The following is a 21767-nucleotide window of genomic DNA, read 5'->3' as shown; positions in this document are numbered from 1 at the left end:
GCCGTCACCGCCTCTTGCGTGGCGCCCAGCTGAAGAACCGGACGGCCAGCAGGATCGCCCCGAGGGTCCACAGGCCGCCGGTGAGCAGCGCCTGCAGCACGAGCTCGCTGGTGACGGTCCCGTCGTACGCGGCCACCGCCAGCTCGACGGACCGGGTGAACGGGAGGAGCTCGGCGACCCGCGTGAACCAGTCGGGGGCGGTGGAGAGCGGGAAGAAGACTCCGGAGGCCAGCATGACCGGAAGGCCGATGGCGTTGGCGACGGGCGCCGCGGCGGTCTCGCTGCGGATGATCGTCGTGGTGAGCACCCCGATCGCACTGCCGGCCGCGATGATCAGGACCAGGGCGAGCAGCAGTGCCCACACCTGCTCGGGCACGACGTCATACGCGACTGCCCCGACGAGGCCGAGCACGGCACAGGTCAGCAGGGAGACGATGCCCGCGGCCGCGATCCGGCCGGCGAGGAAGGAGCTGCGCGGCAGCGGCGTGACCAGGATGCGCTTGAGCTGGCCGTACTCGCGCAGGTAGGTCAGCGTGACCGCGAGGTTGGTCAGCGTGCCCGAGGCCGCGGCCAACCCCATCATCGTCGGGACGTAGTACCCCGCGGCGGCCTCGGTGTCGGTGCTGGTGACCGCGAACGCGAGCAGGAAGAGCACCGGCAGCGCCAGCGTGAAGAAGACCGCAGACGGGTTGCGCACCTGCTGCAGCCAGTCCCAGCGCAGCTGCCGCACGGCGCTGCCGAGCGCACCCGGCGGGGATGGGCGGCGGGACGAGGTCTGGCCGTCGGCAGGGGTGGCGGGGGTGGTCATGAGCGGTGCGGTGTCGTTGTGGACGGAGCTGGCGGTCATCATGAGTGGGCCTCCTTTCGGCCGAGCAGGGTGAGGTAGACGTCCTCGAAGGTGGGGGTACGGAGCTGGACGTCCATCACGTCCTCGCCCAGTGCGGCGGTGATCCGCCGCAGCGCGTCGGTGGTGTCGTCCGTGCGGAGCTGCCAGCGCCCGGTGCGCTCGTCACGCTCGGCTCCCAGCGGGGCGATGCGCGTGGGGTCGGCGCTGCTGACGAAGGACACGGTCGAGGGCAGCTCCGACTGCTCGCGCAGCTGTGCGACCGTGCCCTCCGCGCGGATCCGTCCGTCGATGAGCACGGCGACCCGGTCGGCGAGCGCCTCGACCTCGTGCATGTCGTGGCTGGTCAGCAGGATGGTGTGCCCCTGGCTGCGCAGGCCGGAGAGCAGGTCCCACAGCTCGCGCCGGGCGTTGGGGTCCAGCCCTGTGGTGGGCTCGTCGAGGAAGAGCAGGTCCGGCCGTCCGGCCAGCGCCAGCCCCAGGTCGAGGCGGCGCCGTTCGCCGCCGGAGAGCTTGTGCACCCGGCGGTCGGCCAGCCCGGTGAGCCCCACGGCGGAGAGGATCTCGTCGGCCCCGAGCGGGTCGGCATACCACCCGCGGGTCATCGCGACGAACTCCGCGACGGTGAGGTCGGCGTCCATCCTGGTGTCCTGCAGGACGACGCCGATGCGGTCGCGCCAACGGGTGCCGGCGCGCCACGGGTCGGTGCCCAGGACGCGCACCGTGCCCGAGGTCGGTCGGCGGAAGCCCTCCAGGCAGTCGACCAAGGTGGTCTTGCCGGCCCCGTTGGGGCCCAGCAGGGCCGTCACCTGGCCCGGCTCGACCTGGAGGTCGACGCCGTCCAGAGCCGTCACGTCGCCGTAGCGGACGACGACGTCCTGCACATCGATCGCGTGGCTGAGGTATGTGGTGTCCATGGCGCCACTGTGGCTGCCCGGGGCCGCCGCCCGCGACGCCCACTCGGCTCGTCGGGCTGTCATCCGTTCGGAGGACAAGGCCGTTGGCCCCACCCAGGAGTGGCCGGACGACGGAGGGCCCGGGGCCCCGCAGCAGCGCGGAGCTCCGGGCCCTCAGGGGCGGCCTGGCGTCAGGACACCTTGACGCAGAGGACGCAGCAGGTCGAGGAGGACGACGAACAGCGAGCGGCGGTCGGCTCGAACAGCACGGCCGTCTCGCCGAAGGTCTGGACCATCGCGCTGTCGACGGCGCCTCGCAGTGCATCCGGCGTGAGGGGGAGGGTCATGGCAGTCATCTTCCTTTCTGATCCGGTGGGTGATGGTGATCGAGTGCAGGTTCCCGCGAGAAGCGGGTGCGCACACCAGTGTTCGGCCTCGCGCAGCGGCTCGGCAACAGGTGCGGGACGACTCTCGCCGATCGGATGGCGCCGTGTCCGCCGATCGGGTGACACCCGTGTCACGGACGCAGGCCCCGGGCCCTAGGATCGGGCATGCCCGCGCCTGAGCCGCTGCCGCAGCAGCCCACCCCGTCACCGTCGACCGCGCAGTGGGAGCTGGAGGAATGCATGATCAGGCCCGTCCGTCGGTCAGGAGGACTTCGATGAGCGTGGAGATCACGCGCGGGGAGTATGACGCCCGGCTGGCGAGGGTGCGAGCACGGATGTCCGACCAGGGGCTGGCCGCCCTGCTGGTCACCGACCCGGCGAACATCTACTACCTCACCGGCTACCACGCGTGGTCGTTCTACACCCCGCAGCTGCTCTTCGTCCCGGCCGAGGGTGAGCTGGTGCTCTACACCCGGCACATGGACGCCGGCGGCGCGCACCGCACCTGCTGGCTGCCCCAGGAGCAGATCGTCGGCTACCCGGAGAACCACATCCACCGGCCGCACTTCCACCCCTTCGACTGGGTCGCCATCAACCTGCGCAAGCGGCACCTCGTGGGTCGGACGCGCGGGGTGATCGGGTTGGAGATGGACTCCCACTTCTTCTCCCCCAAGGCCTACCGGGCCCTGGTCAACGCGGTGCCGGAGTGGACCTTCGTCGACTGCTTCGAGCTGGTCAACTGGGTCCGGCTGGTCAAGTCGGACGTCGAGATCCAGCTCATGCGGCTGGCGGCGCGGGTGACGACGAAGGCCATGGAGGCCGCGCTGGGGACCATCGGGGTCGGCGTGCCCCAGCATGTCGTGGCGGCCGAGATCCAGCGCGCCCAGACGCTGGGCGACGGGGACGCCTGGGGGGACTTCCCGGCCATCGTGCCGCTGCTGCCGACCGGGCAGTCCTCCGACACCCCCCACCTGACCTGGACCGACCGCCCGCTCCAGCGCGACGAGGCAGTGGTCGTCGAGCTGGCCGGGGCACACCGCCGCTACCACGTGCCGTCGGCCCGGACGGTGATGCTCGGACGGCCCACGGCAGAGCTGCTGCGGGTGGAGGAGGCGGTGGCGAGCGGCCTGCAGCAGGTGCTCGACAGCACGCGGGCGGGGGTGCCGGTCGCGCGGCTGGCCGAGGTGTGGAACTTCGCCCTCGCCGAGCACGGGCTGACCAAACCCTCGCGGCTGGGCTACTCCATCGGCATCGGCTACCCCCCGGACTGGGGCGAGCGGACGGTGAGCATCCGCAGCGAGGACACGACCCTGCTCGAGACCAACATGACCTTCCACATCATCTGCGGCATGTGGATGACCGGTTACGGCTACGTGGTGTCGGAGGCCGTCCGCGTCATGGACGACGGCGTGGAGATCTTCACCCACTTCCCGAGGGAGCTCATCCAGCGGTGAGCGCTACCCGTCCAGCGGGCTGGTCCAGCCGTGTCCGGTGGGTGAGGTCATGCCGCTCGACCTGGAGGTCCGCTGCTGTGCTCGGGCCGGGGTAGGCAGGGGAGCATCGGGGGTGGGGGGCGGTAGGTCGCCGGTGGGGTGTCGAGCTGTCGGGGGCGTTCTCGGGCGAGGTTGCAACGAGCGCAGAGGCCGCGGCCGTTGTCTGCGTCGGTGGGGCCGTGGTCGGCGTGGCGCTGGGCGTGGTCGATGTGCCGCACGGGCGCACCGCACCAGGTGTTGCGGCAGGTCTGGTCGCGGGAGATGAGGAAGGCGCGCAGGGAGCCGGTGAAGAGTCGCTTGCGGCTGTCGCGGTCGGTGAGGACACCGGTCACGGGGTCTGTGTACAGCCGTCGTACCCACACGGTCGCCGCGTGTCCGGCCGCCGATGGCAGCCCGGCTGGCGGGGCCCGGTGGGCAGACTCCTCCCCCGAGGCGGGAGGTCGAGGTTCGTGCGGGCTGGCGACGGTCGTGTCGGCTGGTTCAGCGTGCCGCGCCTCGTGGGTCAGTGAGCCGAGGTCGGGGGGTGCGGGGAGCCCGCTGGCGGCCGGGTGGCCGTGGGTCAAGGTGCAGGAGAAGCTGGTGCACCGGGGACCCTCGGGGCAGTAGCCGGCACGGACGGCAGGTTGCTCGTCCTCGGTGGCACCGCTGGGGGCAGCGTCGTCGTCCTCTGCGGCATCGCTGGGGGCTGCCTCGTCGTCCTCGGCGGCGTCGGTGGGGGCAGCCTGGTCGTCGTTGGCGTTGGTGTCGGTGGTGGGGTTCAGCAGGTCCCGGGCGGTCTGGGCCGGGATCGGTCCGTAGCCGAGCAGGAGGGCCGTGTCGGAGGTGCCGGCGAAGAGGGCTTCGTCGGTGATGACCAGGCCGACCTCGACGTCGATGCCGTCGACGACGGTGCGGCCGGTGAGGCGTTCGAAGAGCACGTCGGCCATCAGCTGGCTCAGGGTGCGAGGGTCGCCGGAGGTCTTCATGGCCTCGGCTGTGGTGCGCAGTGACTGGTAGCAGGCGATGGCCTGCGGTGCGGGCAGGCGAGCGCTGAGCAGGGCCATGACGTCCGGGCAGGGACGGATCGAGACCCCGCGGTCCGCGGCCGCCTTGCGGGCGCGGGCCACGAAACCGGCCGGGTCCACCTCATACACCAGCGCGCGCGCCAGGGCCCCGATCTCGCGCGTGGACGCCCCGGCCAGCTGGGGCGCCAGCCGCTCATCGATCTCGGCACGGTCGGCCACGTCGACGCAGGTGGTGGCCTCGGTGATGACCCGGGCCTGCAGCGCGGTGATCACCCCGGTACGCAACGCACCCAGCGTGCGCGGCATCTCCTGCACCAGGGCCTTGGCGCTGGTCAGCTCCCGTGACCCCCAGTAGGGAGAGGTCAGCCGGGCCTGGGCCAGGTCATCCGGCACCGCTTTCCCGGCGCGTGAGGGGGCGATGCCGTCAGCGATCTGCGCAGCGACCTGCGAGGTGTAGAACGCGACCTGCAGACCAGCACCGACCCCGGCCGCAGCCCGGGTGAGCAGCTCCAGCTCCCGCAGCACAGCCAACCGGTCCTCATCACACAGACCCTCCACGCTGGCACCAGACAGCGACTCCCGCCAGGACGCGATCTCCTCGGCCCATGAACTCACCTGCAACACCCCCCGGTGCCCGTCGGAGCACCTACCCTGGTGCTCGTACACACATCCTAACGGAGCACGAACCCGGATGCAACACATGTTCGGGGCCATTTTCTTGACGTTCAGCCGGAGAGTCCGTCGGCCTACTCCCGTGGCCCCTCCCACGGATACCCGTGCTCGATGAAGGCCTCCCGCACCGCCGCCTTGTCCCCCTCGACGTCCTCCCCGAAGAGCACCCGCCCAGCCTCGGTCTCGACGATGATCTTGGCGCCCTTGGGGTAGACGGCCGCCACCGTGTCCCGGGCGATGACCCGCTGGACCTCGCCCCGCCGGCGCACCGTGACGTGCTTGCCGTCGATCGCCAGCACTGGGGAGTCGTGGATCACCCAGGTGGCGAACGCCAGGCCGAGCAGGAGCCCGAGAGCCGGGCGACCCCATACCAACCACTGCTGGTCGAAGGAGCCGAGCAGCCGCAACGGGCCCTCGAAGGGCACCCAGGCCAGCTGCGCCGCCCACCCGGAAAGGAGCGGGATGACCGCACCGATGCCGGCGCCACCGAGAGCGAACAGGACCAGGACCCAGGTGCGCCCGGTCTGGTCGAAGCCCCCGACGGTCCGGGCAGGGAGAGCACCGTCAGCTTCGCGGTCCGTCATGGGCGCCCACGATAGACCGCGCCGGCCCCCTAGCGTTACACAGCCCCACAATGACGTGTGATAGACAATAGTGTGCGTCACACAGTATGCTCGCACCATGACCGCTGAAGAGGCTCTGGCCACGCACAGCCTCGAGTTGCGCCGAGGCACCGTCGTGCTGGCCGCGCTGGCCAGCCTGCGGGAGCCGCGCTACGGATACGCCCTGCTGGAGCATCTGGCCACGGCAGGGATCGACGTGGAGGGCAACACCCTCTACCCCCTGCTGCGCAGGCTCGAGAAACAGGGCCTGCTCACCAGCGAGTGGAACACCGAGGAGAGCCGGCCGCGCAAGTTCTACACGCTCACCGCGCTCGGTCACCGCGCCCTGGAGGCGCTGACCCGCGAGTGGGCCGCTCTGGACACCGCACTGACCACACTCACCACGAGGGGCTGACATGACCACCCTGACCGACCGATACGTGCACGCCGTCACCGCCCAGCTGCCCGAGGGGCAGCGCGACGACATCGCCCGTGAGCTGCGCGCGACCATCGAGGACACCGTCGCTGCCGCACCGCCGGACACCGACCCCGTCCGGACCGAGCGGCAGGTGCTGATCGACCTCGGCCACCCGACCGCGCTGGCCGACAGCTACCGGGGCGAGGGTCGCTCGCTCATCGGGCCCCGCCTCTACCCCGGCTGGGTGTGGACACTCAAGATGCTGCTGGCCTTCGTCCCCGCCCTCGTCGTCGTCATCACGCTGGTGGTCGGCGTGCTCGAGGACCAGACCGCCGTCAGGATCATCGTGGGGGCGATCAGCGGTGCCTTCTGGGCGGCGATATCGGTCGCCTTCTGGACCACCCTCGGGTTCGCCATCGCCGAGCGCTCCGGCGCAGGGCAGGACGACCTGGGCGGCCTTCCCGGCGTGGCGCACGACGAGTGGGACCCGGCGGACCTGCCAGAGCCCCGGGGACGGCACGTCTCCCGATCCGAGGCGATCTGGTCGGTCCTGGGCAATGCTCTGGTGCTGGTGCTGCTGGCTCTGCCGGTCCGGCTCGGCGGTCGCGTGGAGGACGTCGAGTGGGGACAGATCTTCACCGACACGGCATACTCCCTGCGCTGGGTGCTCGCCGCCGGGATCGCGCTCTCCCTCCTCGCCAGCATCTTCGTCCTGGCCCGCAGCCGCTGGACCTGGCCCAGCGCCGTGGCCAACCTCGTCGGCGGCCTGGTCTTCCTCCTGCCGATCGTCTGGCTCGCCTTCCGCAACGACCTCTTCGCCTGGGAGACCTTGCCGCTCGGCTGGATCAGTGAGGAGCCGCTGGTGATCAACGAGACGGTCACCCTGGCCGCGACCGTCGGGGCCCTGGCAGCCATCCTGGTCTGGGAGTGGGTGGACAGCTTCCGCAAGGCCGCGCGGTCGTCGTGAGCTCCTCCCGGGCGCGACCCTCCCGCGGGGCCACCCTTCGTGCCACAGTACGGAGATGACACGCATCCTCGTCCTGGGCGGCACGGCCTTCCTCGGCCGGGAGGTGGCCCGGCAGGCGGTGACGGCCGGGTATGACGTCACCTGCCTCGCCCGTGGCTCGGCCCCTCCGCCCGAGGGCGTGATGTTCGTCGCCGGCGACCGGGACGAGGACGACGGCCTGCACGCCGTGGCCGGCCACCGTTGGGACGCCGTCGTCGACGTCACCCTGCACCCGGTCCACGTGCACCGGGCCGTGCGGGACCTGGAGACCGACCACTGGGTGTTCGTCTCGACCGCCAACGTCTACGAGCCGGGGGCAGGCCTGGACGAGTCGGCTCCCTTGCTGGAGCCGTTCACCGGTGAACGGATGAGCGCCATGGAGGAGTACGGCCCGGCCAAGGTCGCCTGCGAGGAGGCCTACCGGCAGAGCGGGAGGACGGCGACGATCGCCCGGGCGGGGCTGATCGGCGGGCCGGGCGACGTGTCGGGCCGCAGCGGCTACTGGCCCTGGCGGTTCGCGCACCCCGTGCACCCCGGGCACCCCATGCACCCCATGCACCACCACGAGTATGGGGAAGCTGGGCAGCGCGCGGAGGGCGCCCTGCCCGAGGTGGTGGTCCCCGACGACCCCGACTACCCGACCGCGCTCATCGACGTCCGGGACCTGGCGGGCTGGCTGGTGAGGGCAGCGACGGAAAAGCTGGACGGCGCCTACAACGTCACCGGGCCGACCGTGCCGCTGGGTCAGGCTCTCGCTGCCGCCGCCGAGGCGGCCGGCAGTCGCGCCCGTCCTCGGCCGATCCCGCCGGCCCGGCTGGCCGAGCTCGGTGTCTCGGGCTGGATGGGACCGGCCTCCCTACCGCTGTGGATCGACGACCCCGCGCTGCGCGGGTTCGGCACGCTGGACACGCGCCGGGCTGTGGGGTCGGGGCTGGTGACCCGGCCGTTGGTCGAGACCTTCCGCGACGTGCTGCCCTTCGAGGAGGCTCGGCAGGATCCTCGCCGCTGCGGTCTCGACGACGCGGACGAGGCACGGGTGCTGCGGGAGGCGTGAGCCTGCTCGGCCTGCGGCCGGCACCGGGCTTTGTGAGGATGGAGGAGTCCCGACGACCAAGGAGGAACCCATGTCCCGTCCTGTCGAGAACCAGCTGAACCGCAGCGGCCTGGGCGAGCTCAGCGAGACCGACCACCTGCCGCTGGACGGTCAGGACGACCCGAACGACTCGCCGGCGTTGGGCGAGGAGCCCGACGAGCAGGCGCCCGGCCACGAGCACGAGAACCCGGACACCCCGGACCACGTGCACCCGGCCCTCAAGGTGGACGACTCGAACTGAGCAGCGCTCAGGGCACGTCGAGGAAGTCCCGCAGGATCTGCACCAGCTCACCGGGTGCATCCTCGTTGAGCGCGTGACCGGCGCCCTGCACGATGCGCAGGCGGGCCTGCGGGATGCCCTCGGCCAGGGCTCGGGCCGCGGGCTGGTTGGCCTTGTCCCTGGCGCCGACCAGCACCAGCGTCCTGGCCTCGATCCGCGGCAGTGCGTCGGACAGGTCGGTGGCACGGGCCGCGTCGAGCGCCTGCAGGAGCCGTTCCTTGGAGACTCCCGAGTCCGCGAACCGCGACGCCGGCACCAGCTTCAGCGCAGTCGTCTGCGCCCGCATGAGCATGCGCGGCGGGCGGACCTGCCCGGCGATGAGCACCAGCCGCCGGACCCGCTCGGGGAAGTCCGCTGCCACCCGGGTGGCCACCATCGCCCCGTAGGACAGCCCGCACAGGTCGACCTGCTGCATACCCTCCAGCATGAGCTGCTGGTCCAGCGCGGCCGCGCCGTCGGACAGCGGCAGCACCTGCTTCTCCGTCGGCCGCAACCCCGGCACCCAGGGGGTGAGCAGACGGCGGCTGCCGTAGAGCTGGACCACGACGTCCTCCCACGCCATCGGTGCCTGGCCGACACCGTGCAGGAGGACGAGCGGGGTGGCGGGTGCGGCGTCGGTCACCGCATCAGCCTAGCCCTCGCAGAGCGCCGCCCCGAGGAGTAGCGTCGATCCGTGACACCCGCGCCCACCCCTACGCCGACCGGCACGCGCACCTTCCTGCCGACGGGTCTGCGACCGCTGGCGATCATCCAGGCCGGCGGTCAGGGGAGCCGTCTGGACGTGCTCACCCGCGAGCGCGCCAAGCCCGCCCTGCCGTTCGCCGCCACGCACGCCCTCGTCGACTTTCCGCTCTCCTCGCTGGCCGCCTCGGGCATCGTCGACGTGTGGGTCAGCGTGCAGTACCAGTCGAGCTCCCTGGACGCCTACCTCGCGGGCGGTCGTCCCTGGGACCTGGACCGGACCCGCGGCGGCTTCCGCCGGATCACGCCCGAGCAGGGATCAGGCTCCGCGCACGCCGAGGGGTTCAGCCACGGCAACGCCGACAACCTCTTCCGCCTGCGCGACGACGTCCGCGTCTTCGACCCCGACGTGCTCCTCGTGCTCTCCTCCGACCACGTCTTCAACCTCGACCTGCAGCCCGTCATCGCCCGGCACCTCGAGCGCGGCGCCGAGTGCACCCTGGTCACCGCGGAGGTGGGGGTCCAGGAGGCCGCGCACAACATGGTCGTGCACGCGGACCCGGACGGTCGGGTGCGGAAGGTCCAGGACAAGCCCGGCGAGACCTCGATCGGGACGGTCGCGACGGAGATCTTCCTCTACGACCCCGGTGTGCTGCTGACAGAGCTGGAGCGGCTGCACCGCGAGCTGTCCGGCAGCACCGGCGAGGGCGTGCCTGCCGCCGGCGAGGCGGATGCCGAGGACACCGGTCTCGGTGACTTCGGCAGCCTGCTCGTGCCCGCCCTGGTCGAACGGGGCAAGGTGTGGGCAGAGCCGATCACCGGCTACTGGAAGGACGTCGGCCGGCCGCAGGCCTACCTGCAGGCGCACCGGGACCTGCTCGCCGGGCGGGTCGACGTCTTCGACCGGCCGGACCGGCCGGTGCTGGGCCCGACGCCCGTCGGGCCGCCCGCGCGGGTCCGCGCCGGCGCCGAGGTGGAGGACTCGATGCTGGGGCCCGGCGCCGACGTCCGCGGTCGGGTCGTGCGGTCGGTTCTCGGCCCGGGCGTGCGGGTCGACGCCGGCGCCGTGGTGGAGGACAGCGTCCTGCTCAGCGGCGTGCACGTGGAGGCCGGGGCCCGGGTGCACACCGCCGTGGTGGACCGGGGCAGCGTCGTCGGACGGGACGCGACGATCGGTGGCGCCCCCGCCGGGACGCGGCTGACCGACGAGGCGATCACCCTGGTCGGTCGGGACAGCCGGGTCGGACGAGGTGTCACGATCGACGCCGGTGCCCGGCTGGAGCCGGGCACCACGGCCTAGCGCCGCCGCGCTCGTGCCCGCGTCGCCTCAGCCCTCTTCCCGCCACCGCTTGCGGAGCAGATGGGCGACCGCCTTCGGTCGGCGACCCCGGGTGAAGGCACCCTTCTTGTTGCCGTCGGCGCGAGCGAAGCCGGCGACCGTCTGGAAGTCAGCGAAGTTCCACATGTGCTCGCCCACGACGGCCTCGCAGGCGTCGAACGCCTCGTGGGTCATGTTGACGAGGTCGACCTGGTACTCCTCGGTCCACAGCGAGGGCGTGAGCGCGTGCAGGCCGGCCACGGTGTCACCGCCGTACTCGGTGATGATGATCGGCTTGCCGTCCTCGGCCCACAGGGCCAGCTCCTCGTCCAGCCGGTTGCGGGCGACCTCGAGCTCGCCGGGGAGGACGTACCAGCCGTAGTAGCGGTTGATCATCACCAGGTCGGCGAACTGGGTGACCCGGCACTCCCCGGCCGGTGCGAGCATGACGTTGACGAAACCCACGGGCCGGGTCGGGTCGGCCTCGCGCGCGACCTGGAAGAGCGGCTCGAAGTAGCGCTCCGACTCCTCGGTGTGCGACTCGGGCTCGTTGGCGATCGACCAGATGACCACCGAGGGACGGTTCTTGTCCCGCGCGATCAGGTCGCGGATCTCCCGGGCGTGCGCCTCCTGCGACTCGTCGTTGATCGTCTCCTCCGAGAACGTCGTCCGCGAGGCACCGCCCATGATCCCGCCCGACACGCCGAGGTTCTGGCCCACGGCCGGGGTCTCGTCGATCACCACCACGCCGTGGGCGTCGGCGTAGTCCATGATCTCCTCGCTGTAGGGGTAGTGCGAGGTGCGGAAGGAGTTGGCCCCGATCCACCTCAGCAGCTCGAAGTCGTGGACCATCGACACGTCGTCGTAGCCCTTGCCGCGCACCAGGTGGTCCTCGTGCATCCCGAAGCCCTTGAAGTAGAAGGGCTCTCCGTTGATGAGGAACTGCGTGCCCCGGATCTCCACCGTGCGGACCCCCACCTTCTGCACGTAGACGTCCTGCTCCTCGCCGGTCGTCGCCGTGATCACCAGGTCGTAGAGGTACCCCTCCCCCGGCTGCCACAGGTGAACGTCCTCGACCCGCAGCTCGCCCGACGCCCCGTCGCCGGACGCCACCACTTCGCCCTCCGCGTCCCGCAGCTCGACCCCGACCTGCGCGTCGCCACCGGCGAGCTGCACGTCATACCCGACGGTGCCGGTCGACCTGCCGGCCGACCCCTCCCACCCGGTGGTGACCGTGACATCGGCGACGTGCACGTGCGGCGTCGAGTAGAGCAGCACCGGCCGGTGCAGCCCCGCGTAGTTGAAAAAGTCGTGGTAGTAACGCTGCCGCGGACCGGCCTCGGTCTCCTCGACGTAGCCCGGCGGGATGGTCTGCCAGGACAGCCGGTTGTCGACGACGACGGTGACGGTGGCCTCCTCGCCGGCGGTGACGTGCGCGGTCACGTCGGCCTCGAACGGTAGGTAGCCGCCGACGTGGCTGACCACCTCCACCTCCCCGACGTAGACGGTGGCGGCGTGCGTGGCCGACCCGAAGCGCAGCACCACCCGCTGGCCCGCCCAGCCGCGGGGGACCCGGACCGTGCGCTGGTACCAGACCTCACCGACGTAGTCGTACAGCGCCGGGTCGGGCACGATCTCGTTGAAGCTGGACGGCACCGGCATGTCGCGGGCGTCCGCCAGCGGGGCGGCGAACCACCGCTCGTCCCGCCCCCTGCCGTCGGGATCCGTCCGGAACCGCCAGAGCCCGTCCAGGCTCTTCAGCTCGCGGGTGAGGGTCTCCTGGGGGCGCAGCATGGGGTGGTCCTTTCGCGGGCGGTGCGAACCTTCTCGCCACCGTAGCCCTTCTGACGGGTGCGGTCATGTCCTCGCGCGAGCGGCCGGTGTGCAGGCGGTGGCAGGGTGGCGGTATGCCGCACCGCGCGACCTCCGCCACCTTCCCGCAGCCCTACGACCCGGCCACCGATCCCCCGGTCCCGAGCGAGGGCACGATCGTCGTGGAGATCGTCGAGGACATCGCCTTCGTCGGACTCCGACGGCCGGACAAGCTCAACGCCCTGACGCTGTCGATGCTCGACTCGCTCGTCGACGTCGCCCCGATCTTTCGTCGGCGGCGGAACCGGCACGTGCGGGCGGTGGTCCTCCACGGGGAGGGCGAGGCGTTCTGCGCCGGGATGGACCTGGGGCATGCGCTGAAGGACCCCGTGGGGATCGCTCGCCGGTTCGTCTCCCGACCCTGGCTGGGCACCAACGTCTTCCAGGAGGCGTGCTGGGCATGGCGCCGGCTCCCCGTCCCGGTCGTCGCCGCCGTGCACGGTCACTGTCTCGGCGCGGGTCTCCAGCTCGCTCTCGGCGCCGACCTGCGGGTGAGCACGCCGGACGCCCGCTGGTCGGTGCGGGAGGCGCACTGGGGGTTGACCCCCGACATGAGCGGCACCCGCTCGCTGAGCGAGGTGGTCGGCCTGGACGTGGCGCAGGAGCTGACGCTGAGCGCCCGGGTGCTGCCCGGTGACGAGGCGGCGCGGCTGGGTCTGGTGACCCGCCTCGCCGACGACCCGATCGCGGGAGCCGTCGAGCTGCTGGCGCCCATCCTGGCCAACGACCCCCAGGCCGTGGCCGCAGGCAAGCGCCTGCTCACCACCGCCCGGGCCTCGTCCCCACGGCGGGCGTTCGCCCGCGAGCGCCGCGCCCAGCTTGCCCTGCTGGCCCGGATGGGCCGCCGGGGGCTGCCCGTGCGCTGACGGGTCAGCTCAGACGAGGGCGGGGACCTGGTCCCGCACGGCCTCGAAGAGGGCACGCACCTCGTCGGCGGGCGCCGCCTCGAGGAGCTCGCCCTCCAGCGTCAGGTGCTGGTCGAAGACCAGGCCGGGGCCCTGCACGGGCACGGCCTTGACGTTGAGCACGATCGGCTCCAGGGCGGCGACCGCACGGGCCGCCCCGCCGTAGCCGTAGCCGACGATGCCGATCGGCAGGTCCGTCCACTCGGCATAGAGGGTGTCGATGGCGTTCTTGAGCTGGGCGGTGTAGCCGCCGTTGTACTCGGCGACGGCGAGGATCAGCGCGTCAAAGCCGGAGACCAGCTCGCTCCAGGCCTTGGTGGAGTCCTGGGTGTAGTCACCCATCGCGGGCTGGGCCGGCTCGTGCAGGAACGGCAGGTCGACCTCGCGCAGGTCGACGAGCTCCGCCTGCACGCCCTCGGGCGCCTGCTCGGCGATCCAGGCGGCGACCTTGTCACCGATGCGGGTGGGGCGGGTGGACGTGATGACGACACCGATACGCGTACTCATATCCTCAGGATAAGTGATACGTCACTCAATGCCTAAACGGCGTCCCTGACCTCGGCCAGCCGCTGCAACTGGCGCCGGACCTGCTTGTCGTAGACCCCCTCCCTGGGGTGGCCGACGAGCTGCGCACTGCGTCGCGGGTAGTGGCTGATCAGCTGTGCGTGCGCCAGCGCCAGCTCCTCGGCCGGGGAGAAGGCGTCGGCCGCACCCGCACCCTGCCGGCCGGCGTCGTCGAGGACGTCGAGCACCGTGCTCAGCAGCTGCGTCGGGTCCGCGACGAACAGGTGCAGCTTGGCGGCATCGTTCATGATCGGGGCCTGCTGGGAGTGCTCCCAGTCGATCAGCACCAGCCGGTCCGGGGTTCGGATGACGTTGGAGGCGACCAGGTCGCCGTGCACCCAGGAGTGCCGCAGGGTTGCGTCGCGGTCGATGAGCCGTCCCACCCAGGCGCCGAGGTCGTCGGGGACCAGCCCGGTGGCCAGGGTCTTCGCCCACCGGTCCGCCAGCGGCGCCCAGTGCTCGGAGAGCCGCACCCGGGTGAAGCCGTGGCCCCGGTGGACGGCCGAGAGCCCGGCCAGGATCTCGGGCGCGGCCGCGGACAGCTCCGTCGAGGAGCCGAGCGGCTGGCCGTCCAGCCAGCGCTCGACGACGAAGGGCAGCCCGCTCGGCAGGCGGCCGTAGCCCAGGACGTCGGTCATCAGGTCCGGTGCGTGCTGCGACACCACCTCTTGGGCGCGGACGATCCTTGCGATGCCGTCCACACCGGTGGGGCTCTTCGGCTGGACGGCCAGGGTCAGGCCGTCCTCCCCGTACGCGGCCCGCAGCTTGGTCCGCTCGTGCACGTCGAACTTGGCCATGACCACCAGGTCGGCCGCGGTCGCCGCCTCCAGCGTGCGGATCTGCGGACCGTCCACCGCCCAGCCGTCACGCTCGGTGCGCGGGACGAGCCCCGCCACCGCCGGGTGCACCTCCGGGCGGCGGGCCACCCGCCCGCGACCCCAGAACGTCACCGGGCCCGACGCCACCGGCAGGGCCTCCGCGCTGGCCTCGATCTGGGCGACGACCTCCAGCGCCGCGGCCAGCCGGTCCTCGACCACGGGCGACACGGCCGCGGAGGAGGACCGGCCCGGGTCCATCCAGGAGGCGAACCTGCCCGCCATACCGGAGAGGGCACGGCGAGCGGGGACCAGCCGGCGGCGCACCGAGGGCAGCTTCGAGGGCAACGTCGAGGGCAACGTCGGGGGCAGTTTTCCTGGCCGCAGCGGGCGGCCGCCGCGCCCCACCGGCGTGTCCTCGCTCACGGCGCCAGCTCCTCGGCCAGGAGAGGCAGACGCCACCCATCATCCGCCCAGGCCCGCTGGTCGCCGGTGTCCCGGGCGACCCACACCGGGGCGATCCCCCAGTGCTCGCGCACGGTCGCGGCGGCCGCCTCCAGGTCACGCACCGGCTCGGTCGGGCCCGGGGGGATCGCGGCGAGCAGCAGCCTGTCGACGGTCACCGCGGGCAGGGGCAGCGCCGGCAGGGCCAGCAGGGTCGGCTCCAGCACCACCAGTGTGTCCGCGTGCACGGTGTCGCCGTCGACCAGCACCTCGACCCGGCCCTCCCGTGCCGCGGACAGCAGCAGCGGGTCCCACACCGGACCCTCGATGCCCGCCCGGCTCAGGTCCTCCCGCCCGAGGACCCCGAGCCGGTCGCCGCGGCCGGCGGTGAGCTGCTCCAGGGCCATCCCCACGGGCACCGGGTCGGCGAGGTCGGCCAGCAGCACCACCGGTAGGTGAGCGGCGGCGGGCGCGGAGTGCGGCAGGGCCCTGGCGAAGGAGCGGGGCACGGGGTAGGGCGACGGGCCATCGCGGCGGCCCGCGAGATCTCGGGGGTCCACCTTCGCGCCCAGCCGGCGGTGCCAGTCCCGGAACGCGCTGCGGAAGAGCACGCGGTCCGGGGAGTGCCGGCCGAAGCTGAAGTCGGCCCGGGACAGGGACCCGGCCGCCAGCCGGGTGACGGCCAGGGGTGCGACGACGTCGACGACCTCCCCGAGCAGCTGGAGGCGCTCGTACATCTCCGAGTCCGCGCCCTTGCGGATCTGGTCGTAGCCGCCCACCTGCTCCAGCACCTCCCGGCGGACCATCAGGGCGCTGGCGTTCATCCGTTCGGGGCTGTAGCCGAACCACTGGCGGGTCAGGTCGGGGCGGCAGCGGATGGCCGCGCTGCGGCTCGCGGGGGCACCTGGGTGCTGCGCCATCAGCGCCACCTGGGCCGCGATGCGTTCCGGATGGCTCCAGTCGTCGGCGTCCTGGGTCGTCACCAGCTCGCCGCGCGCCTGGGCCAGGGCGGTGTTGCGGGCCAGGTAGGACCCCCCGTTGCGCTCCTGCCGGATCAGGCGGACCCGCTCGTCCAGCGCCTCGACGCGGGCGAACAGCTGCTGGTAGTCCGGCCCGGAGCAGTCGTCGACGAGCAGGACCTCGAGGTTGCCGTGGCTCTGCGCCAGGATCGAGCGCACCGAGGTGACCAGGCCCTCGTCCGGCCGGTAGGCGGGGACCACGACGGTGACCAGGGGGCCGTCGACGGAGCGGGACGGCGACAGGTGCAGACCGTCGAAGAGGCAGGCCCGCCCCGGGTCCACCTGCGGAGGCGCCAGCTCACGGGCCACGAACCGGGCCCCGAAGAGCCGCTCCCACTCCGCGTGCGGACGTGCCGTGGGCCCCCCGACGACGGGGTTGGCCAGGTCGGCCCGCAGCCCCGAGGCGACGGCGTCGGTGAGCCGGGGCAGCACCTCGAGCGCGTGCTCGACCAGGTCGTGCCGGCCGGCCAGGAAGGCAGCCTGGGCCAGGTGGCGCTGGTCCTGGCTGGTCAGCGCCCGCGGACCGTGCGCGGTGAGCACCGCCTCGAACAGCGCCACCCCTGCCTGCAGCTCCGGCTCGCTGCGCTGCATACCGACGAGGGCGGTGGCGAGCGCGAGGGTCGCCGGCAGGGACTCCTGGGAGGTCAGGGCGGGCAGGGCCGCCGGGACCGGCATGCCGGAGGCGAGCCGGGCCACCAGCACGGATGCGGGGACCGGGCTGCCCGCCCGGAGCGCCAGGGCGTCGCCGACCGTGTCGTGGCCGCTGCGCAGCGCGAGGGCACGCAGTCGCAGCGCCTCGTCGGCCGGTGGACCGTCACGGGCGGCGAGCAGCGCCCCGCCGACGGTGCGCACCACGCTGGTCGTGCTCATCTGCTCGTTCCTCCTCGAACGCGGGCGACGCCCACCAACATCTCACGGGACCACAGAACATCTCACGAACGAGAGGCGGATGAGAAGCACCGCCACTCGCAGATCCCGCACGCCCCGCCAGCTCGCCGGCCCGCATACCCTTGCTGCGTGAGCACCCACATCGCCGCCCAGCCCGGTCAGATCGCCCCCCGCATCCTCCTGCCCGGTGACCCGCTGCGGGCGCGGTGGATCGCCGAGAACTTCCTGGAGGGCGCCGAGTGCTACTCTCAGGTGCGCGGCATGCTGGGCTACACCGGCACCTTCCGCGGTGAGCGGGTCTCCGTGCAGGGGACCGGCATGGGGCAGCCGTCCGCGTCGATCTACGCCAACGAGCTGATCCGCGAGTATGACGTGCAGCAGCTGGTCCGCGTCGGCTCCTGCGGGGCGCTCACCGAGCGGCTGAAGGTCCGCGACGTGGTCCTGGCCCAGGCCGCCGCGACCGACAGCTCGATGAACGCGCTGCGTTTCCAGGGCTACCACTACCCGGCCGTGGCCGACTTCGGACTGCTGCGCGCCGCCGTCCGGGCCGCCGAGGAGTCCCGGACCCCGCACCTGGTCGGGACGGTCTTCAGCTCCGACAGCTTCTACCACCCGCGGCCGGAGCTGACCCAGCAGGTGGTCGAGTACGGCGTCGTCGCGGTGGAGATGGAGGCGGCCGAGATCTACACGCTCGCCGCGCGCCACGGCCGGCAGGCGCTGGCGGTGTGCACCGTCTCCGACCACATCGTCACCGGTGAGGAGACCTCGGCGGAGGAGCGCGAGCAGACCTTCGCGGACATGGTCACCATCGCCCTGGACGCGGCGCTCGCCACTCCGCTGCCGGGCTGACCCCCGCTCACGCCCGGAGGAGGCTGCGGACGTCGTCGACGAAGCGCTGCCGCTGCTCCAGGTGCGGGCTGTGGCCGGTGTCCTCGTACACGACCTCGGTGACGTTCCCGGCCGCCTCGAGCACGGTGCGCATCTGCGAGACCATCGGCTGGGTGGGGCAGACCTCCTCGCCGGGGTAGCCCGGCAGGGCCCCGAGCTTGCCCAGCTGGGCCATGTCGAACATCGAGGTGTCGGAGACGATCTGGTCGGCGTCGCCCCGGATCCACAGCACGGGCGGGGCCGGGTCGAGGTCGGCGAAGGCACCCTGGCGCAGGTACTTGGGCGACAGCGCGTTGTTCATGCCGGTCCTGCCCGGCGCCACCCCGGGCCAGTTCTCCGAGCTGGCCCGGTCACCGGGATAGACGTCGTCCCCGACGGAGGTCTTGAGCATGGCGTCGACGTAGGCCTCCTCGTCCTCCTCGGCGAAGGTGAAGCCGGGCTTGACGTAGAACGACCTCAGCGTGGTCCGTGGGCTCACCGCCTCCTCGCCCCGGTCACCGTCGAGCAACGCCTGGACGAACTGGGGGTTGACCGTGCCGCCGCCGCTGCCGGCGAAGTCGTCGGCGACCGGGCGGCCGTCCAGCCCGGTGCTGCCGCCGAAACCGAACGGGCTGCCCGGCGCCTCCAGCACGAGCCTGCGCACCCGGCCCGGGTGGTCGATCGCCAGCTGCAGGGCCACGTTGCCGCCCGCCGACCAGCCGAGCACGTCCACGGGGCCCTCGATCCCGAGCGCGTCCAGCAGCGCGGCCGTGTCGTCGGAGAGGTCCGCCACGCCCCGGGTGCCGTCGATCGCCTTGCGCTCGGAGTCGCCATACCCCCGGAAGTCGGGGGCGACGATGCGGAAGTCGGCGATGAGGTCGGTCATCAGGTGCTCGAAGAACGCGGAGGAGGAGACGTTGCCGTGCAGGAGCACCAGCACCGGTGCGCCGAGGTCGCCGGCGGCCCGGAAGGCGGTGCGCAGACGGGTCGTCTGGACGGTGTGCAGCTCGATGCCGCGCGGCGAGGTCGGAGTGGTCATGGCCTCATCCTGGCAGCAGCGGCACGCGCGCAGCACTCAGCCGCAGCGCGGCAGCCCGTCCTCCAGGAACAGGCAACGCCCGGGCGACCGGTCGGCCAGGGCGTCGAGCAGCCGGGCCACGTAGGGGGCGACGTGGTCGCCGGCCTGCTCGGGCCGGGTCCAGTGCACGGCGCGCAGCTCGGTGGGCTGCAGCACGGCCCGCTCGATGAGGTCGGGGACGCTGCCCAGGTCGAAGACCAGCAGCACCGCGTCCTCCCACTGCTTGTAGGGCGGGAGCCAGTCGACCGCGATGAGCTCACCGACGGGCAGGTCCAGGCCCAGCTCCTCGCGCAGCTCGCGCCGCAGGCTGGTCACCGGCGACTCCGCGGGCTCGGCGACCCCACCGGGCAGGTCCCAGTGCGCCTTGTAGGTCAGCTCGCAGAGCAGGAACCGCCCGGCCCCGTCGTCGGCGACGCCCTGGACGATCACCCGCTTGCGGGGCAGGGTGGCGTTGAGCATCCCGAGGAAGGCGCCCGGCTCCCCCGGCTCGGGGTCGTCGCGCAGCCGCGCCATCCGGACCACGTCCACCGGTATGCCGTCCGGGCCCGTCGCGCGCCCGCGCGCCATACCCTCTGGGCGCAACCCGACCCGGCGCAGCACCCGTTGCAGCGCCGGCTCCGCGGAGGGGACCTCGGCCTCGACCCGGTGGTTCCCGGCAGCGAAGGCCCGGTCGACCAGCGCCGCCACGATCTCGACGGCGGCCCACTCGTCCGTGGGCAGCTGGTCGAGCCCGACGAGCCGCGCCACGCCAGGAACGCCGTCGGCGGCTGCCGCGGCGAGCGCGGGGTCCGGTGCCTCGGGGCTGGTCACACGTGCCGGCGGCTGGTGATGACCCGGAACCGGTTGGCGACGAACGCCGCGTCGGAGTAAGCCGCGTTGGCGGCCGGGTTGGCGCCGGTGCCGTGCAGGTCGGAGAAGGCCGCGGTCTGGTTGACGAAGACCTGCCCGGTGAGGTTCTCGGACAGGGCGACCCCGGCGTCCGCGGCCGCCTCGCGGGCCTGCTCCAGGGTGTCCTCGTCGGTGGAGTAGACGGCCGCGGTCATCCCGCCGTGCTGGCGGACCGTGCCGGCGAACCGCTGCAGGGACTCCGCGGTGCCCTCCGTGGTGATGACGAAGGCGACGGGGCCGAAGCACTCCTGGGTGTAGGCCCGGAGGTTGTCGACCTCGACACTGATGAGCGCGGGGGTCCGGATGACGGCGTCGGGGTAGGACGGGTGGGTCACCGGACGCGAGTCGAGTGCCACCGAGCCGCCGAGGCTCGCGGCCAGCGCCGGCACGTCGGTGGCCCGGCTGCGGACGTCGTCGTTGACGGTGGCTCCCAGGATCTCCACGGCCCGGGCGTCGTCGGCGTTGAACCGGGAGATCGCCTCGCCGAGCCTGGCGGTGAACTCCTCCGCGGACAGGTGGCCCTGGTCGGTGTCCACGCCGTCCGCCGGCACGTAGACGTTCTGCGGGGCGGTGCACATCTGCCCGGAGTACAGGGAGAAGGAGAAGGCCAGGTTGCCGAGCATCCCCTTGAGGTCGTCGGTGGAGTCGACCACGACGGTGTTGAGGCCGGCCTTCTCGGTGTAGACCAGCTTGCCCTGGGCGCCCGCCTCGGTCTCCAGCCAGGTGCCGAAGCCGGGGCCGCCCGTGTAGTCGATGATCTTCACCGCCGGGTGCAGGGCCAGGTCCTTGGCCAGGGTGCCGCCGTCGCCCTCGGGCGCCAGCTGGACGAGGGCGCGGTCGAAGCCGGCGTCCTCCAGGGTGTCCCGGGCGATCTGCACGGTGAGCGCGAGCGGCAGGATCGCGCGCGGGTGCGGCTTGACGACGACCGGGTTGGCGGTGGCCAGGCTGGCGAAGATGGCCGGGTAGGCGTTCCACGTGGGGAAGGTGTTGCTGCAGATCACCAGCGCGACGCCGCGGGGCACGATGCGGTAGTCCTTCTGCATCCGGATCGGCTCGCCCTTGGCCGGCTTCTCCCAGGTGACGGAGGAGGGTATGCGGCGCTGCTCCTCCAGCGCGGCCACGACCGCCTCGAGCGCGCGGTCCTGGGCGTGCGGGCCACCGGCCTGGAAGGACATCACGAACGGCTGGCCGCTGGTGTGCATCACGGCGTGCGCCATCTCGTGCGAGCGCTGGTTGATCCGGTCGATGATCTCGACGCAGACCGCGGCGCGCACCTCGGCGCCGGCGTCGCGCCAGGCAGGCATCGCGGCGAGCGCGGCCGCCATGGCCGCCTCCACGTCGAGCCGCGGGTAGCGGATGCCCAGGGTCGGGCCGTAGGGCGACTTCTCGTCACCGACGCTCTCCCCGGTGCCGGGCTGGTCCTTCAGCGCGGTGTAGTCCTTGTTGATCGTGGTCTCGTGCGCCGCCTGCCCGTCCTGCGGGGCGTTCTCCCCGTAGACCCGGGGGCTGGGCGACTCCGGGTAGCGGCTGTAGTAGCTGCGGTCGCGCAGCGCCTGCGCCGCCTCCTCCAGGGTCGCGCGGTGGGCCTCCAGCAGGGGGTGCGTCGTCGGCTGCGCCGTTGCGGTGTCGAGCATGCACCCAGCCTAATCCGCGGCCCAGACCGTCGCGAGACGCCCGGCCAGCACTGCGGAGCCCACCACGATGCCCGTGCAGGAGCCACCACACATCGACGTG

At 72.5% G+C, this 21767-nt stretch carries 21 protein-coding genes; 8 read left to right on the top strand and 13 right to left on the bottom strand.

Features of this window, described 5'->3' with window-relative positions; genetic code table 11:
• Nucleotides 1-4 precede the first annotated feature (4 nt).
• From ESZ52_RS01225 to ESZ52_RS19050, 3 genes are all read right to left on the bottom strand, one after another.
• Entirely contained in the window at nucleotides 5-850 is an 846-nt protein-coding gene (locus tag ESZ52_RS01225; protein WP_131103331.1) for an ABC transporter permease, read from the bottom strand.
• Nucleotides 847-1761, bottom strand: coding sequence for an ABC transporter ATP-binding protein (locus ESZ52_RS01220; RefSeq protein ID WP_131103330.1), 915 nt, complete (start codon nucleotides 1759-1761; stop codon nucleotides 847-849). The genes ESZ52_RS01225 and ESZ52_RS01220 overlap by 4 nt, the downstream gene beginning before the upstream one ends.
• Before the next feature lie 170 nt (nucleotides 1762-1931).
• Nucleotides 1932-2087, bottom strand: a complete 156-nt coding sequence (locus tag ESZ52_RS19050; RefSeq protein WP_181009828.1) for a hypothetical protein — start codon at nucleotides 2085-2087, stop codon at nucleotides 1932-1934.
• A 314-nt stretch (nucleotides 2088-2401) separates the two neighbouring features.
• On the opposite strand from ESZ52_RS19050, the gene ESZ52_RS01215 reads away from it, so the two are divergent.
• Nucleotides 2402-3580 (top strand): M24 family metallopeptidase, encoded by a 1179-nt coding sequence (locus ESZ52_RS01215; protein ID WP_131103329.1) that lies wholly within the window; start codon nucleotides 2402-2404, stop codon nucleotides 3578-3580.
• Nucleotides 3581-3627: 47 nt separating this feature from the next.
• Here the strand turns inward: ESZ52_RS01215 and ESZ52_RS01210 are convergent, their stop codons facing one another.
• The gene (locus tag ESZ52_RS01210; protein ID WP_186364090.1) at nucleotides 3628-5238 is read right to left on the bottom strand and encodes an HNH endonuclease; all 1611 of its coding nucleotides are present in this window, start codon (nucleotides 5236-5238) and stop codon (nucleotides 3628-3630) included.
• Nucleotides 5239-5369: 131 nt separating this feature from the next.
• Nucleotides 5370-5879 carry a YqeB family protein gene (locus ESZ52_RS19045; protein WP_132974545.1) on the bottom strand — a complete coding sequence of 170 codons (510 nt, stop codon included), beginning with the start codon at nucleotides 5877-5879 and terminating at the stop codon, nucleotides 5370-5372.
• Nucleotides 5880-5976: 97 nt separating this feature from the next.
• Between ESZ52_RS19045 and ESZ52_RS01205 the strand changes: the two genes are divergently transcribed.
• The 4 genes from ESZ52_RS01205 (at nucleotide 5977) to ESZ52_RS01190 (ending at nucleotide 8655) form a co-directional block, all read left to right on the top strand.
• A complete protein-coding gene (locus tag ESZ52_RS01205) occupies nucleotides 5977-6312 on the top strand; it encodes a PadR family transcriptional regulator (protein WP_131103327.1) in 336 nt (111 codons plus the stop codon).
• Nucleotide 6313: 1 nt separating this feature from the next.
• Entirely contained in the window at nucleotides 6314-7282 is a 969-nt protein-coding gene (locus ESZ52_RS01200) for an HAAS signaling domain-containing protein (RefSeq protein ID WP_131103326.1), read from the top strand.
• A 55-nt stretch (nucleotides 7283-7337) separates the two neighbouring features.
• Nucleotides 7338-8375: an NAD-dependent epimerase/dehydratase family protein gene (locus tag ESZ52_RS01195; RefSeq protein WP_131103325.1), complete on the top strand. Its 1038-nt coding sequence runs from the start codon at nucleotides 7338-7340 to the stop codon at nucleotides 8373-8375.
• 70 nt (nucleotides 8376-8445) lie between these two features.
• Nucleotides 8446-8655: a hypothetical protein gene (locus ESZ52_RS01190; protein WP_131103324.1), complete on the top strand. Its 210-nt coding sequence runs from the start codon at nucleotides 8446-8448 to the stop codon at nucleotides 8653-8655.
• A gap of 7 nt (nucleotides 8656-8662) precedes the next feature.
• Here ESZ52_RS01190 and ESZ52_RS01185 read toward each other — a convergent pair whose 3' ends face one another.
• Nucleotides 8663-9316, bottom strand: a complete 654-nt coding sequence (locus tag ESZ52_RS01185) for an alpha/beta fold hydrolase (protein WP_131103323.1) — start codon at nucleotides 9314-9316, stop codon at nucleotides 8663-8665.
• Between the two features lie 51 nt (nucleotides 9317-9367).
• On the opposite strand from ESZ52_RS01185, the gene ESZ52_RS01180 reads away from it, so the two are divergent.
• A complete protein-coding gene (locus ESZ52_RS01180) occupies nucleotides 9368-10675 on the top strand; it encodes a glucose-1-phosphate adenylyltransferase family protein (RefSeq protein WP_238154697.1) in 1308 nt (435 codons plus the stop codon).
• Nucleotides 10676-10702: 27 nt separating this feature from the next.
• Here ESZ52_RS01180 and uidA read toward each other — a convergent pair whose 3' ends face one another.
• Nucleotides 10703-12487 carry a beta-glucuronidase gene (gene uidA, locus ESZ52_RS01175; protein ID WP_131103322.1) on the bottom strand — a complete coding sequence of 595 codons (1785 nt, stop codon included), beginning with the start codon at nucleotides 12485-12487 and terminating at the stop codon, nucleotides 10703-10705.
• A gap of 113 nt (nucleotides 12488-12600) precedes the next feature.
• On the opposite strand from uidA, the gene ESZ52_RS01170 reads away from it, so the two are divergent.
• Nucleotides 12601-13431, top strand: a complete 831-nt coding sequence (locus tag ESZ52_RS01170) for a crotonase/enoyl-CoA hydratase family protein (RefSeq protein ID WP_131103321.1) — start codon at nucleotides 12601-12603, stop codon at nucleotides 13429-13431.
• A 9-nt stretch (nucleotides 13432-13440) separates the two neighbouring features.
• Here the strand turns inward: ESZ52_RS01170 and ESZ52_RS01165 are convergent, their stop codons facing one another.
• From ESZ52_RS01165 to ESZ52_RS01155, 3 genes are read right to left on the bottom strand one after another with little or no spacing between them, the layout of a single operon-like run.
• The gene (locus tag ESZ52_RS01165; RefSeq protein ID WP_131103320.1) at nucleotides 13441-13977 is read right to left on the bottom strand and encodes an NADPH-dependent FMN reductase; all 537 of its coding nucleotides are present in this window, start codon (nucleotides 13975-13977) and stop codon (nucleotides 13441-13443) included.
• Nucleotides 13978-14009: 32 nt separating this feature from the next.
• The gene (locus ESZ52_RS01160) at nucleotides 14010-15275 is read right to left on the bottom strand and encodes a phosphotransferase (protein ID WP_131103319.1); all 1266 of its coding nucleotides are present in this window, start codon (nucleotides 15273-15275) and stop codon (nucleotides 14010-14012) included.
• The gene (locus ESZ52_RS01155; protein ID WP_131103318.1) at nucleotides 15272-17182 is read right to left on the bottom strand and encodes a glycosyltransferase family A protein; all 1911 of its coding nucleotides are present in this window, start codon (nucleotides 17180-17182) and stop codon (nucleotides 15272-15274) included. The genes ESZ52_RS01160 and ESZ52_RS01155 overlap by 4 nt, the downstream gene beginning before the upstream one ends.
• Nucleotides 17183-17329: 147 nt before the next feature.
• Here ESZ52_RS01155 and deoD point away from each other — a divergent pair, with 147 nt between their 5' ends.
• Complete coding sequence (gene deoD / locus ESZ52_RS01150; protein WP_131103317.1) at nucleotides 17330-18049, top strand: purine-nucleoside phosphorylase; 720 nt, start codon at nucleotides 17330-17332, stop codon at nucleotides 18047-18049.
• A gap of 7 nt (nucleotides 18050-18056) precedes the next feature.
• Here deoD and ESZ52_RS01145 read toward each other — a convergent pair whose 3' ends face one another.
• From ESZ52_RS01145 to paaN, 3 genes are read right to left on the bottom strand one after another with little or no spacing between them, the layout of a single operon-like run.
• Nucleotides 18057-19106 carry an alpha/beta fold hydrolase gene (locus ESZ52_RS01145; RefSeq protein ID WP_131103316.1) on the bottom strand — a complete coding sequence of 350 codons (1050 nt, stop codon included), beginning with the start codon at nucleotides 19104-19106 and terminating at the stop codon, nucleotides 18057-18059.
• Between the two features lie 36 nt (nucleotides 19107-19142).
• Nucleotides 19143-19955: an NUDIX hydrolase gene (locus ESZ52_RS19585; protein WP_238154698.1), complete on the bottom strand. Its 813-nt coding sequence runs from the start codon at nucleotides 19953-19955 to the stop codon at nucleotides 19143-19145.
• Nucleotides 19952-21667, bottom strand: a complete 1716-nt coding sequence (gene paaN / locus ESZ52_RS01135; protein WP_131103315.1) for a phenylacetic acid degradation protein PaaN — start codon at nucleotides 21665-21667, stop codon at nucleotides 19952-19954. The genes ESZ52_RS19585 and paaN overlap by 4 nt, the downstream gene beginning before the upstream one ends.
• Nucleotides 21668-21767: the final 100 nt, after the last annotated feature.

The sequence above is a fragment of the Ornithinimicrobium sufpigmenti genome (assembly GCF_004322775.1).
GTDB lineage: Bacteria > Actinomycetota > Actinomycetes > Actinomycetales > Dermatophilaceae > Ornithinicoccus > Ornithinicoccus sufpigmenti.
The sequence above is the reverse complement of the archived record's forward strand: the minus strand, read 5'-3'. Positions and strand labels throughout refer to the sequence as shown.